The organism is Hahella chejuensis KCTC 2396, assembly GCF_000012985.1.
Lineage (GTDB): Bacteria > Pseudomonadota > Gammaproteobacteria > Pseudomonadales > Oleiphilaceae > Hahella > Hahella chejuensis.
Genome location: NC_007645.1, coordinates 5,198,041 through 5,212,315, shown reverse-complemented (window position 1 = coordinate 5,212,315; position 14,275 = coordinate 5,198,041). Strand labels below are relative to the sequence as shown.

General features: G+C 55.9%; 11 protein-coding genes. 3 read left to right on the top strand and 8 right to left on the bottom strand.

Annotation, left to right across the window (positions count from 1 at the left end; all coding sequences use genetic code 11):
• Positions 1–13: 13 nt before the first annotated feature.
• The 3 genes from rapA to HCH_RS22700 form a co-directional block, all read right to left on the bottom strand.
• Positions 14–2,917, bottom strand: a complete 2,904-nt coding sequence (gene rapA, locus HCH_RS22710) for an RNA polymerase-associated protein RapA (protein WP_011398801.1) — start codon at positions 2,915–2,917, stop codon at positions 14–16.
• Between the two features lie 169 nt (positions 2,918–3,086).
• Entirely contained in the window at positions 3,087–3,779 is a 693-nt protein-coding gene (locus HCH_RS22705; RefSeq protein WP_011398800.1) for a 3'-5' exonuclease, read from the bottom strand.
• The gene (locus tag HCH_RS22700; RefSeq protein WP_011398799.1) at positions 3,776–5,746 is read right to left on the bottom strand and encodes a putative nucleotidyltransferase substrate binding domain-containing protein; all 1,971 of its coding nucleotides are present in this window, start codon (positions 5,744–5,746) and stop codon (positions 3,776–3,778) included. The genes HCH_RS22705 and HCH_RS22700 overlap by 4 nt, the downstream gene beginning before the upstream one ends.
• 545 nt (positions 5,747–6,291) lie before the next feature.
• Here HCH_RS22700 and HCH_RS22695 point away from each other — a divergent pair.
• Complete coding sequence (locus HCH_RS22695) at positions 6,292–6,681, top strand: hypothetical protein (protein ID WP_011398798.1); 390 nt, start codon at positions 6,292–6,294, stop codon at positions 6,679–6,681.
• Positions 6,682–6,697: 16 nt separating this feature from the next.
• Here the strand turns inward: HCH_RS22695 and HCH_RS22690 are convergent, their stop codons facing one another.
• A complete protein-coding gene (locus tag HCH_RS22690; RefSeq protein ID WP_011398797.1) occupies positions 6,698–6,970 on the bottom strand; it encodes a PilZ domain-containing protein in 273 nt (90 codons plus the stop codon).
• Positions 6,971–7,194: 224 nt separating this feature from the next.
• Here HCH_RS22690 and HCH_RS22685 point away from each other — a divergent pair, with 224 nt between their 5' ends.
• Positions 7,195–7,584: a hypothetical protein gene (locus HCH_RS22685; protein WP_011398796.1), complete on the top strand. Its 390-nt coding sequence runs from the start codon at positions 7,195–7,197 to the stop codon at positions 7,582–7,584.
• 92 nt (positions 7,585–7,676) lie between these two features.
• Here the strand turns inward: HCH_RS22685 and HCH_RS22680 are convergent, their stop codons facing one another.
• From HCH_RS22680 to HCH_RS22670, 3 genes are read right to left on the bottom strand one after another with little or no spacing between them, the layout of a single operon-like run.
• On the bottom strand, positions 7,677–8,462 hold the full coding sequence (locus tag HCH_RS22680) for an enoyl-CoA hydratase/isomerase family protein (protein ID WP_011398795.1): 786 nt from the start codon (positions 8,460–8,462) through the stop codon (positions 7,677–7,679).
• 11 nt (positions 8,463–8,473) lie between these two features.
• Entirely contained in the window at positions 8,474–9,853 is a 1,380-nt protein-coding gene (locus tag HCH_RS22675; protein ID WP_011398794.1) for a membrane protein, read from the bottom strand.
• Positions 9,850–11,292, bottom strand: a complete 1,443-nt coding sequence (locus HCH_RS22670) for an AMP-binding protein (protein WP_202945269.1) — start codon at positions 11,290–11,292, stop codon at positions 9,850–9,852. Before HCH_RS22670 ends, HCH_RS22675 begins: the two co-directional genes overlap by 4 nt.
• Positions 11,293–12,014: 722 nt before the next feature.
• On the opposite strand from HCH_RS22670, the gene HCH_RS22665 reads away from it, so the two are divergent.
• Entirely contained in the window at positions 12,015–13,490 is a 1,476-nt protein-coding gene (locus HCH_RS22665; protein WP_011398792.1) for a methyl-accepting chemotaxis protein, read from the top strand.
• Between the two features lie 37 nt (positions 13,491–13,527).
• On the opposite strand, the gene HCH_RS22660 is transcribed toward HCH_RS22665, so the two are convergent.
• Complete coding sequence (locus HCH_RS22660; RefSeq protein WP_011398791.1) at positions 13,528–14,265, bottom strand: M48 family metallopeptidase; 738 nt, start codon at positions 14,263–14,265, stop codon at positions 13,528–13,530.
• Positions 14,266–14,275: the final 10 nt, after the last annotated feature.

The following is a 14,275-nucleotide window of genomic DNA, read 5'->3' as shown; positions in this document are numbered from 1 at the left end:
GCGAATTGACGCCTTAGGTGGCGATCACTACGCGCACGGCGTCCAGCGTCAGCTGCGCTCCCTTCAAGTATTTCTCCAGAGTTTCCGTTTGCTGAATGAGGAAATCAATCTCATCCTGACGGATATTCGGATTCACCTCCGCCAGCGCTTTCAAACGCTCGATTTCCGTCTGCTGGGATTCCAGCATCGTGGCGATAGAACGCTCCACCAACTCGCTTTTTTGCGCTGCGGCGGTTTTTTCCGCTTTGGTGATAAGTGGTTCAATTTGCGCACGGGCGTGACGCACCAGATCCTGAGCGGTGCGCTTGGGCACATTTTCCCCCAGCTGTTGCAAATGGGCGGCGGTCAGGATTTGGCCCAGCTCTTTGCCGCTGCTGTCGATCAGCAGACGCACCGGCTCTTTCGGCAGGAAGCGGTAAAGCTGTAACGCCTTGGGGGCTGGGCAGTTGAGGCGGAAAATGGTCTCCACCATCAATGCGCCGGGTTGCAACGGCGGCAGTTTGATGGTGCACAGCCCGGTGTTGCCGAACTCGCCGCAAAGGATCATATCCAGGGCGCCAGTTACGATTGGGTGCTCCCAGGTAAGGAACTGCATATCGTCGCGGCTTAACGCCAGATCGCGATGGAAAGTGGCGGTGACGCCGTCTTCCGGCAGCCCGGGGAAGTGACTGCACTGCATATGATCGCCGGGGCGGAAGATATAGGCGCGTTCGCTATGTTGCTCCTGATCCACGCCATATTGGCTGAATACACGCTCGATGTAGTCTTCTAGCTCTTTGCGGCGCTCGTCTTCTACAATCTGCTCAACCAGGTCATTCGCTTTCAGCGGGTCGCAGGAGTTAAGCTCCAGCAGTGGGTCGCGCCCCTGTTGCAACGCCTGCAGCGTTTCTTCCGTGAACTGATGCGTGTCTGCGATCAATTGATTGAATTCATCCCGGTCATCTGTCTGCTCCAGCTCGCTTTCCAGGCGCACGGCAAAGCGCTGGTATATCGCCGCGCCAGCGGGGCAGGGGCGACTGAAAGCGTTGATGCCCTCGTTGTGCCAACGCAGCAGGCGTTCCTGAGCGGAGTTTTCGAAGAATGGAACGTGAATATTCACGTCATGGCGCTGCCCGATACGGTCCAGTCGACCAATACGCTGTTCCAGTAAGTCCGGATTTTGCGGCAAGTCGAATAGCACCAAGTGTCTGGCGAACTGGAAGTTGCGTCCTTCACTGCCGATTTCTGAACAGATCAGCGCCTGAGCGCCGTATTCATCGTCCGCGAAATAAGCGCCGGCGCGATCACGCTCCAGCAGAGACAATCCTTCATGGAATACTGCGGTGCGGTAGCCCCCGCGTAGACGCAGGAAGTCTTCCAAGTCCAGGGCGGTCTCCGCGTGAGCGCAGATGACCAATACTTTTTCCTGACGATTCTGTTTCAGCCACTGAGCCAGCCACTCCACACGAGAATCGGTTTTAACCCATTCGGCGCCCAACAAGCGTTCAGGATGCAGTCGCTGCTCCAGACTGGCGGAGGCGGACAGCGTGGCCAGTTCTTCCGGCTGGGGTAGTGGATGTAAGTGCAGAATGCGCTGTGGGAATCCCTTGATGGCGGAGCGGGTGTTGCGGAACAGCACGCGGCCAACGCCATGTTGGTCTAACAGCTTGCGCACGGCGCGCTCGACCCGATGCAGGGCTTCTTCCCGACTGTCCTCGTCGGCGTCGACGGCGAATTGGTTTAACTCGGCAAGCAACTTGTCTACGGCGTCCTGTCCCAGATAGTCCGCCAGTTTCGCCTGCAGGTCCTGAGAATCCAGCAGTCGCGTCGGACCGCTTTCTCCCAGCAGCTCTTTGACCAGATCATTGACGGGCTGATATTGGCTTTCTTCTTCGCGGAAGCGCTCCAGGTCATGGTAACGGGCCGGGTCCAGCAGACGCAGGCGCGCGAAGTGGCTTTCCAGACCCAACTGCTCCGGCGTCGCGGTCAGCAGCAACAGACCGGGGGCCTTTTGCGCCAGCGCTTCTATATGGCTGTAGGCGGGGCTTTGCTGCTCGGGCGACCACTCAAGGTGATGCGCTTCATCCACGACCAGCATGTCCCACTGGGCGTTGAGAGCGTGTTCGCGCCACTGATCGTTGTCAGTGATAAAGTTCAGGCTGCAGAGCACCAACTGGGAGCATTCAAACGGGTTCTCTTCGCCGGACTCGGTCAGCGCTTCGCAGCGCTCATTGTCGAGGATGCTGAACTGCAGATTGAAGCGTCGCAGCATCTCCACCAGCCACTGGTGCAGCAGGCTCTCCGGCACTACGATCAGCACGCGCTGGGCGCGACCGCTCAGCAACTGATGATGCAGGATCAGGCCCGCTTCAATGGTTTTACCCAGGCCGACTTCATCCGCCAACAACACTCTGGGAGCGTGACGGTGCGCCACTTCGTTGGCGATGTACATCTGGTGGGGCAGAAGTTGCACCCGCGCGCCCATCAGACCATAACCCTGAGTCGCCTGTTGGCGGGTCTGATAACCGAGGGTTTCCTGACGCAGGAGATAGCTGCTGAGTTTGTCGACCTGCCCGGAAAACAGACGATCTTTCGGACTGACGAAGTGGACGAAGCTGCTTAACTCCAACTCCGGCAAATCGACTTTACGGCCTTTTTCATCAAGCGCCTCATAGATCAGATAGCCTTGTTGTTCAATCACTCCGGCTACGGTGTATTTCTTCTCGTCGTTATCGCTGACATTATCGCCTACCTGATACTGCACGCGGCTCAAGGGCGCGTTGGCGGCGGAATAGGTGCGCTGCTCGGTGGCGGCGGGAAAGCTGATGGTGATTCTGCGATTATCGTTTTCGGTGATGATGCCGAGGCCTAGCTCGGGCTCAGTGTTACTGATCCAACGCTGGCCGATCACAAAATTCGGGGTACTCAATTTACTCATTCTCGCTGTATTTAACGGTGTGCTTCCGTTGTGTCCGGAGAGTGCGCGTAGGCTCTCCAGAGACGCTTCGGACACTGATTGCGGACGGCGCGCGGTGACGAACAGGCGCGATCCGGCGCAAGGGCGTTATGGTATCACTGCTGGGGCTGTGTTTCCTGTTCGCTTTTTGTCAATGAGCGCGCATTTTTTCCAGTTTCATCCGCGCGGCGATTTTATCCTGCAGTCCTTTCCAGGTCGTCACTCCTAGACTACGGGCTTTTTGCAGGCAGATTAACGCCAGTTCAGCGGCGGCCATGGCGTCGCAGGCGGCATGATGACGTTGATCGTTATAGAGGCCGAAATAGTGAGACCAGTCATCCAGACTGCGTAAATGAGAGGGCGCTTCCGGGCATAACGCTTTCAACCACTCCGCCACGTCATAGAATGGCAGGCGGCTGCTGACGCCCAGATGCGTACGGGCTTCTTTTTCCAGCATGGCCTTGTCGAAAGGAGCATGGAAGGCGAGCAGAGCGGCGCCGTGGGCGTAGCTGAGAAAGGAATGAATCGCCTCTTTGGGGTGCGCGCCCTGACTGAGGGTTTGCTGCGACAGTCCGTGGATCAGGATGTTGTCGCTTTCCAAATGCGTGTCTGCGTCGATGAGCAGCTCGAATGACTGTTCCAGGCAGATGCTCAAATCATTGATTTCCACCGCGCCGATAGCGATAACCACATCTTTTTTGATGTTAAGGCCGGTTGTCTCCACATCCGCAGCCACCCAGCGTATATCTTCGAGCGCTTGCCCCGGCGAAGGCGGCGACCAACGGGCGAGAGCCTTGACGTCGGCGTCCATGGAAAAAAAGTCCGTTAATTGATCCAGGGTCATAATTGATAACTCCAGGCGAGCTTCCTTTGTAGTCGTTGGGCCTGACGGCACGCTTCCTTCAGAATACGCTGATCGAGGTCGTTGAGCGCGTTGGGCGCCACCAGGTTGGTCAGTTCCTTGCCTTCCCGCTTGCAGTGCAGGTGATGGCGCAGGCGCAGCAGTTGGATGAAGTCGAATGCTTCTTCCCAGGCGCGCGCATCCCGGGTTTCCAGGACATTGGCTTCGCTGAGCTGGCGCAGACGGTAAATGGTGTTGGCGGCCTCCACTCCGTGTGCGAGGGATAAGACTCGGGCGGCGTCGACAAAGGGCGTCAGTCCCTGCTTTTTCAGGTCCACACCCTCCTGGCCATGTTCTTTGCGGGTGACGAAACCTTTGAATAGCCCGAGTGGAGGCCGGTGTTCCAACGCCGCCGTCGCCAGCATGCGTTGAAATAAGGTGTGTTGTTGGATGCGGCGGCGAATGGGCGCAAACATGTCGGCGGCCAGCGTGGCGTCGCCCCATTGCGTTCTCATATCGAAGAAAATGCACGAGTTGAGCACGTTCTGCGGCGTGGCGGCGTCGATAAAGCCATTGAAACGCTGCTCCCATTCCTGCGCGCTCAGACACAGCTTGGGGTTACCGGCCATGATATTGCCCTTACAGAGCGTAAAGCCGCACTGGTCCAGAGCCGCGTTGATACGGGCGGCCAAGGGTAATAGGCGCTGACGGGCGGACTCCCACAGGCGTGAATCCTCCAGCTCGAAGATGATGCCGTTATCCTGGTCCGTCAACAGGGTTTGCTCGCGTCTGCCGGCGCTGCCGAATGTGATCCAGCTAAACGCTACGCCAGGGTCGCCTTGTTCTTTGATGATCAATCGGATCACCTGACGGGTGCTGTAGTCATTCAACAGCGTCACGATATGGTTGAGCTGCTCGGCGCTGGCGCCGTGGGCGATCATGGTTTCCGCCAGACGCGCCACATCGCTCTGCAACGCCGCCAGAGCGTCTACGGACGGCGCGTTGGCCAGAGTTCGAGCGATGTGCACCAGGTTTACCCGCTGCAGGGAAAACAGATCGCGCTCGGAAACGACGCCCAGCAGCTTGTCATTCTCTGCAATCAGAACATGAGCGAAGTGGTGTTTCGCCATGATTAGCGCAGCTTCAAAGGCGGTGGCGTCCGGCGATAAGGATATTGGGTCTGCGTTCATGCAGCTGGAAATGGGCGCGTCCAGGTCCGCTCCAGGATCGGCGATAAAACGACGCAAATCTCTTAAGGTAAATATGCCAACAGGTTTGCGGTTGGCGTCCGTCACCACCATGGAGCCGACGCCGCGTTCATCCATGATTCTCACCGCCTTGCGAATACTCAGCGTTGGTTCGCAGTGAACCGCCTGGCGGTCGATAAACTGACTTAGCGGTGTGTTGAGGGAATAGTCTTCGCCCAGGGTCGACTGCGCTTGCGCCTGTATCTGGCGGTTCACCTGATCCAGCAGACTGCTGACTCCGCGCAGACAGAAGTCACGGAATACAGGGCAGATCGCCAGCATGCGGGAAAAGTGTTCTTTGTTGCAGGTGATGCAGAAAGTGTCTTCCTGCGCTTTATGCAACGTGCGGGTTGGGCGCTCGCCAAGCAGCGCCGCCACAGGAAAACAGGAGCCGGGACCAATGTCGAAGGTAGGGTGTTCATTGGCGTGACGGTGGCTGTCGCGCTCTCCGACGATATATCCCTGCTTCACGATATAGAATTTTTCCGGCGCGCCGTCTTCCGGTCCGATGATAGGGGCGTTGGCCGGGAAAAACTCGATACTGGATTTTTCCAGCAGGGTCGCCAGGGGGGCGTCGTCCATCTGCTTGAAAGGAACGAACGCGCGCAGAAAGTTCATCAGGGAGCGAATGTTCTGAGGGATAGCGTTAACTTCGCCGGAGGCTTCCGGCAGCAACGTGCGGGAAAAACCGTTTGGCGCATTGTCAGGGGATGAATCGGACATAGGGCGACCTTTTTTAAACTTATTTATAAATAGGCGCGTGTCCCTAAACTATACGTCTTTAGTTGTACTGCGTCCCTCCGTCAGGCTTGGCGCAGGTCAATTTATGTAGGGAAAACCGCGATAGCTCGTCGTCGTGGGATCGGGATGGTGGGGCTGGCAAGGTTTAGACTAAGGTCGGGGTTTTACGGTATGGGGCCTTTGCTACTATAACGACGGGACTAGCTGGGCTATTCCCACGAGCATAGGGAGGGCCCTCTGAGTTTTCAGAGGTTCTTTTTGTGCCCCGGTCGTATAGACACTACCGGGAACGACCTTCAATGGTGTGTGAACGCTGAGTGATGGACGTTTTTGTCCATGTTAAACCGGGATAGGCAGGTGGAAAACCTCCGCTGGCCACCCGGTATTTTTTTTCGCTATGCTTCCCTTCCGTTGTCTATTATCCCCTGCCATTCTGGAATCAGCACGGATTCAACCCCTGGCGTGCGTCGGTGTTGTATTATCACACTCGACGTCTCGAATTTTTGTAAGTGAAGGAGTCTCATTGTATGAGCAAAAAATTTCATCTGGCTATTTCCGTCATTGATATCGAGCAATCGGTGGAGGAGTACAACGAAAGGCTGGGGCAACCCGCTGATGTTGTGGCGCCAGGTGAATACGCGCTATGGCGCACCAAGGAACTGAACTTCTCTATTCGTAAGACTGCCCCGGGGGAAGGCGGACGTTTGCGTCATCTGGGCTGGGAAGACTCCGAAGCCAAATTTTTTACCTGTGATAAAGACTGCAACGGCATTTTGTGGGAAGAGTTCTCCGCCTCGCAACAGGCGGCGGAAATAAAGTCCGCGTGGCCGGAAACGGATTACAAACCGGGTAAGAACAAAGACAGGAAGAGCAAAAAGAATAAACAGGACGAACCGCCGCAAGAACCCGTCTCGTAACCGGGAGACTGAAATATCAGTCTTTCGGAATGAAGCGCAGTCCTACCCCTTCATTTTCAATTCTCACCACTTCGCTTTCTACTGTCTGACCAGGCTCGCCGGGCAGACCCAGTACGCGAATCTGCACCTTCATATGCAACTCCGGCGTTGTTTCTTCGGCGATGATGACAAAGGCGCCGCCATCGGAAACATCTCGGGTCCGGGTTTCAATGATGCCCAATTGCGGACTGGATAGCTCAACCCGGAAGTTAGCTTTGACGCGGGGGGAGGAACGCTTTTCTCTGCTCATAACAACTTGGGCTCACTACGAATTAATGTCTGGCGTGGGCGGGCTTTTTATCAGTGTAGACCATAAAAGAGATTGTTACTGCGCTGCCCGTTAGGCCTCGCTAACGCCAGTAATCTGGTGAGTTACAGTGTGGTCTTACTTTCTATGGGCGGCATGCAAATACAGGTTGGGTTAGTAGAATAGAACTCAGTATGAGTTGGTAATAATTTGATCAGGGGGAAGTGATGGGGAACAGTCTGTCTAACGAATTGGTCATGGAAATTGGCTCAATCATGCTTGGAAGTGAGGAGTATGAAAAGTATGAGTGGGCAGGTATCGCGCTGGTAGGAAACTTCTCCCACGGACAACAGCGTATGAATGGCTATGTGTACCTTGTGGACGGCGATTATCAGGCGGCTATTCCCAGCGTTGACGCACTAAGAAAAATAAAGGTATTGAGAGATGAAATGGCGAAAGCGGAAGGCAGAGAGTGGCATCAATGTCTGATACATATTACCCGTCCTGACTATAAGATTAATATCCAGTTCGAATATGATGATCCAGACCGCTGGAAGCTCAAGAACATATCCCGCGATATGAGAGAATATGCAGACTTTCTCAAGCCTGAGATGTAGCCATATTCAATCGATTTCGAATGCCGGTTAGGCTATTGGTGGCGGCCGGTTGCATTAAGGACGACGGCGTACGACCGTCGTCCGTTTCCCTGTCAATACGCGGGAAAAACGGCAGGACGCTTTTCAACAAACGCCTTCACGCCCTCTTGCTTATCCGCGCTTTCGAAAGTGCGCCGAAAGGCGTTTTTCTCCACTTCCAGGGCCTCTGCCGTGGTGCGCCCATAGCTGGCGTTGATGGTGTGTTTGCACAGGGAAATAGCCACAGGAGACTGACTTTTACATTGCAGGAGAATATCCCGGGCGGCGGCCAACATGGCGTCGGCGTCGGAGAACACGCGGTTGACCAGGCCGATTCTCAGCGCTTCGCCTGCGTCGATGCGGCGGCCGGTATAGATCAGTTCGCGTGCGCGTCCGGCGCCGACGAAACGGCTCAGACGCACGCAGCCGCCAAAGCAGGGCGTCAGGCCTAATGAGACTTCCGGCTGGCCAAATTGCGCGCGCTCGGTGCAATAGATGAAGTCGCAGGCCATGGCCAGCTCACAGCCGCCGCCAAGGGCGTAGCCGTTCACGCAGGCGATGACCGGAATCGGCAACGCCTCCAGTAATTCGGTAATCTCCTGTCCCTGTGCTGCGAACTGTTCACCTTCTTCAGGGGACATTTGCTGCATGGCGGCGATATCCGCGCCAGCGATGAACGCTTTTTCGCCTGCGCCGGTCAGAATCACTCCGCGAACCGGAAACCCCGGCTCCTGCAGGCGCAGCAGTATTTCTTTCAGCTCGACAAAAAGCGCCGGCGATAAGGCGTTCAGTTTATCCGGACGGTTGATGGTCAAGGTTGTGACGCCGTTGACGCTGGTTTGTTGTGTTAGTGCAGTCATGATCAATCTCCTCAAGAATCCCAAATGGCGCCAAAGGCGGGAATGCCGCGGCTTTCCAGTTCATAAACAACGTTCCAGGTGACCTTTTTGTTTGAGATGCAGATAACCGCTTCGGCGCCGGTATCGCGATAAGCCAGATAAGCGAGTCTGGCGAGGTCAGGTTTGCCGTGGGTGTCGGTGTCCCAGATCAGGGCGTCAGGGTGGGCGGCCTTGATGTCGTCCACTAGCTCGTCGCCGTATGTCTTGCGTGGGTTGCGCGTCGCCCATACCAGCTTCGCCGGCACGCCCTGCGCAACCAGGTGCGGCAGACAGGGGCCGATGCCGCTGCCTGTGGCGATCCATACCACCTTTTTGAACAGGGTTTCGATATTGCCGACCCCTGCGGTGGGGATGCCCTTGACCCACACTTTTCGGGGCAGGTTATCGATAAACGCTCCCGTCCAGTCGCCAGCCCGGGAGATGGCCAATTGAAAACCTTCCCGTCCCGGCAACGGGATATTGGCGAATGCATGCCATTCAAACAGCGGGTTCAAACTGAGATCCGTCGATGAGCCGGCGAAGGGCGTCACGCCATAATTGAAGTCGGCGATGACGGCGTGGTTCGAGGGCTTGTGGATGGTCACTTCCACTTTGCGCAGACGCAGCCAGGGCGCCAGGATGCTGAGGGTCACCGCCGCCAGCGCCCACACCTGAGGCGAGGTCGCCAGCACAGACGGCAGCTCGCTGACAGGGTGCGCCGCTGCACTCAGAACAAGCGTCTGCGCCCAAAACAGGAGAACGGACGCCCAACTGCCGAAGCGGGCGGAGAACTCGAACTGATCGTGATATTTGGCGCGAAGGGCGGGCAACGCCAGAATGATCATCAGCGTCAGTATGCTCAGATGAACAGACGCCAATATGGGAATCGACGAGGGTAGAGCGGTATAGCTTCCCAGCAGGCTGAAAAGCGTGAATGCGGCGTACCACAACGTACCGCAAAAGAATCCTCCGACATGGATTCCGCCAAAGTGATACACCTTGCCCATGGCCCAGCGCCACCTCAGCGGCCAATGCGTGGGCATGCTGGTGGCGATGGCGAACAGCGCGTTAATGACATACTGCTGTCGAATCAGAATGGCGATAGTGAAATTGACAAGGGCGCCGTTCAGCACGGTTTCCATCGGCAGTTGGTCTATGCGCCAGCCGCCATTTGTCAGCCAATACAGAGCGCCAATGTTCAAGGCGGTCATCAGTATGGCGAGACGGTTATAAGGTATCACCTTAGGATGACGGGCCCACTTGTGCCAGGGGTGTTGTGGCGGCATCTTGATGCGGGACAGGTCAATGTGCTTTTTCTGCGGCGGCGCCTTGGGCGCATATTGCAGTGCGGTTTTGGATAGCGAAGCCGTCATACCGGGACCTCCTGTGAGGCGGGGATATTCGCCAGCATTTCCTCCAGGTGCTGCTTATCGACCTTGCCCCGCGGGGTCATGGGAAACTCATCCAGAGTAAGGACTTTATCGGGGATGCAGTAGTAGGGGAGCTTCGCTGCGACGGCCTGTTTTACCAGCACAGGATTGACGCTGGCGGGTTTAACGAACGCCGCCAGATCGCGGCTGGTATGTTTGATCACCACCGCCTGCTGACATCCTGGCAAGGCTTCTATGGCGCAGGAAACCGAGTTCAGCTCGACCCGGAAACCCCGGACTTTGACCTGATCGTCGGTGCGTCCCAAATGTTCCAGTTCGCCATTTTCCAGCCAGCGCCCCAGGTCGCGGGTGCGGAACATTTTGCCGCCGTTATCCAGAAAGGGGTCGTGGCGATAGCGGTCTTCATTGAGCACATCATTGTTGATATAGCCCGCTGTGACACAGGCGCCGCCGGCCCACATTTCTCCCACTTCGCCGATGGCGCAGGGTTTTAGTGAATCGTTTAAGATGTAGACCGTATTGTTCGGCGTGGGCGCTCCGATACTCAGCGGACCCTGATCCGGCAGGTAGCGTCCCATGGTGTTCACAATGGTCACTTCAGTGGGGCCGCAGCAATTATAGAACTCACAATAGGCGGCCCATTTTCTCGCCAGCGGCTCGGGGCAGGCTTCCCCGGCGACGGCGACCGCCCGCAGGTCAGGGCAGGCGGCGGGGTCGAGTTTGCTCAAAATACTGGGAGTTGCGATCACCACATTGGCGCGGCTGACCGTTTCCTGAAAATCGCAGCCGCGGATAATCAATTCCCCGCCGTGGGCGAGGGTGGTCAGGATCTCCCAGGCGGCCATGTCGAAGGCGATATTCAAAATCTGCGCGACTTTATCCCCGGGTTGAATACCCAGATCGCCCGGCGCGGTCAGTAGCAGGTTGCAGACATTGCCATGAGTGACTTTCACGCCGTTGGGCGCGCCGGTGGTGCCGGAGGTGAACAGCACGAAGCAGGCGTCACCTTCCTCTACTGTCGGAAAAGACGGAGGAACAGGGGCGCTATCGGCGAGTGTCCGGCGACTCAGGATTTCATCGATACACAGGCGCTCGCAGTCTGGAGGAACCGGCACGCTGTTATAGTATTCGGAAAGGGTAAGCATCACTCTGGCGGCGGAGGATTGCGCGACGAGCTTTAACTGCTCCTGCGGGCAGATCTTCACGTCCTGCGGCACGTAGGCCGCCCCGACCTTGAGTGTCGCCAGAACGCCAACCACCATGGGGATGGAGCGACGAACAAACAGCGCGACATGGTCTCCTTTTTTTACGCCAGCCGAAATCAAAACGGCGGCGAGAAAGTCCACTTGTTTTTGCAGCTCGCCGTAACTGATCTTGTCGCCCAGGTGTTCCACGGCGGTTTGATCCGCAAAGGTCTTCATGCTTTGTTCTATGGCTAAATATATATTGCTAAAGGGCGGCGTTTTATATTCGCCCTGGCCATATTGAATAAATTTCATTTGATCTTTGGGTGATAAACCTTGCAGAGGTTCTAAACGAAATTTCTGTATAGATTGGGACAGTTCTGATGTTTGAATGACGGAAGCGGTGAAGTTCATAAGTCTCTCCTTTTATTTATCTTTTGACAGGGCGAAAGAAACCCTTCAAGCCTTTTTTAGCCTGATGTCAATGGACTATGATCGTTGTAAAACAAATGGATTAGGTGAAGCGGCGAATATTCTCCGTTTCTTTATATATTTAACTTTTTATTTAACTTTTCTCTTTGAGATTAGTTCCCGTCGAAATGGGGAATTAATACTTTGGTTACGACTTTTATTGTTGGGAAAAGTTCAGAATTAATTTATGAAAATGTATAAATAATTGAAATTTAAGTTGAGGTTATATCCAAGGGCTGATAGTTTAATTTAAAAATACAAGTAAACTTATTTGTAAGCGCACGGGGTTAGTCTGGGGTTGGGAGGACGTTGGTTGAAGAAGTGATCGGGGTCGCTCTATCTATGGCGTTGCGCTAAGGAATCTGATTAACGGCTTGAATCAAAAAATTTTTTTACCTTTGTACTACACTTGCTACGAGGTCGTTGTTTTTGCCTCAGGCGGAGGCGTGGGCGGCCGATTGTAAACCCAATAACCAAGTGTGGTGCGAATGTCCTGGCTCACAAATGTCGGTCTTAGATATAAATTTTGGCTGGTCAACGCGGTTTCGTTCGGCATTATGCTGGCGTTGGTATTGGCCTCCATGCGCTTATCTCATAACAGTAATATCGAGCTGCTTGCGGGAGAACTGGTAGAGGTGGTGCGGGCGCCGGCCGGAGAGGCCGTCGGACCATTGCGCGTCTATGAACTGGACAAGTTACCCTCCAATGCATTGCGGCGCGATATCGTACGCACTATTTCCAGCAATGCGGCGACGCAACCCCGGACTCTGACTCAGTCTGCGGAGACTTTGCTATCGGACGAGCCTGACAAGGTGGTGGCCTATCTGCGTGACGGCGGTAAAGTGAAAGTGGCGTTGGGCGCCGCGCCCAGTTTATGGAAGGTATTCAAAGATCAGGCGCCCGCGTTCGCCGGGATTGTTTTTGTTCTGATGTGTCTGCTGCTAGTGGCGTCGCAATTGTTGATTGCGTTCGTGGAGCGCCACGTCAATCGACTCAAGTCCATTATGTTGCAGGCGCAGAGCCAGAGCGACCTGACGCTGCGGGTGCCGATCGAGTGTGAGGATGAAGTGGGGCAAATGGCCTCCGCCTTCAACCAGATGCAGCAAACTTATCAGGAAGCGGTGCTGCAGATTCATAACGCCGTCGCTACGCTGCAGCAGGAAGTGGGATTGCTGGCGCAGTATTCCACAAAGACCCGCGATCAGATGTCCCGTCAGGCCAACCAGACCGAAAGCGTGGCGGACTCCATGCAGCAGATGCTGGACGCGGCGCAGCAGGTGGCGCAGTACGCGGATGAAACGAGGGAGATGTCCGGCAACGCCGACGCGAAAACCGAATCCGGACTAAAAGAGGCGCAGGATTCCAAAGTCGCCATCGCTAAACTGGCTAAATCAGTGGACTCGCTGGTCAATCTGACCAATCAGCTCAACGAGGATACGCAGAAAATCCAGTCCTCCACCGGCGAGATCACCAGTATTTCCGAACAAACCAATCTGTTGGCGCTGAACGCCGCCATTGAAGCGGCCAGAGCGGGCGAACAGGGACGCGGGTTCGCCGTGGTGGCGGACGAAGTAAGAACCCTGGCCACCCGCGCCTACACCGCCAGCGAGGGCATCGACTCCATCGTCAACGCCATTCAGGATCTGGAGAAGAAGGTGGAGAAGGGCATTCTGGAGGGGCGGGAAGACGCGGAGAAGTGTCTCGCTGGCGCGCAAAACACGGTCGGGCTGCTGACCAGTGTGAAAGAGCTGGTGCGGGACATTCTGGAGAAGAACACCCTGATCGCCACTGCGGTTGAACAGCAGGGCGCCACTGTGGGCGCCATGAATGACAACCTGCAGGAAATGCGTAATCTCACCCGGGACACCTCGCAGATCGCCGGAGAAGTCGCGGCCAGCAGCAAATCCATCCACACGCAGGCCACTACGCTGGAGCGCTTGGTGAAGGCGATGAAGGTCAAATAGAGGCTGGGTGATGAAAATCGATATTCGCCGTAGCGCGTCAGGGCAAAACCCGCTGCTCCCAGAGCCGGATTTCCTTGCGCAGGCTGCGCCACTCCGGCAACAACTGTTCCTGTAGCGCGTAAAAACGGGGGCTGTGGTTCATTTCCCGCAGATGGCACAGTTCGTGGGTCACTACATAGTCCATCAAAGGCAGCGGGATTTTCACCAGATTCACATTCAGGGTAATCATGCCCTTACGGTTACAACTTCCCCAATAACGTCGCATGACCCGCAGGCGCAGGGTGGGCTGAACCACATTCCAGGCGGCGATACGCTCATTCCATAAAGCCAGGCGCTCTTCTAATAACACCTGCGCCTGATTGCGATACCAGGTATTCAGGTACTTTTCCGCCTGGGCCGGGTTCTCTTGATAGCGACCGGGCAGACAGATGCGTCCGTCTTCCGTCAACGCCAGAGTGCGTAAACCGGACTGGTACGTCAGACTGAACTCCGCGCCCATGAAATAATGACGACTGTCAGCGGTGTAACCGGGAGCCTGTTGAGGTTGCGGAAGCAGCGCCTGTTTGTGCTGCTGCATACGAATCCAGTGAATTTTCTCTCCCAGCAGGCGATGAATGTCCCGTTGGCTGACGCGCAACGGCGCGCGGACTTTGACGCTCTGGTCCCGATGCACTTCGATCACGACGGATTTACGGCGGGAGGAGCGCAGCAGTTGATACTGCAGGTCCAGCGCCGGATGCGTGCGCAGGTTGATGGCGGAGGCGTTGTTTGTCATCGGCAATGGG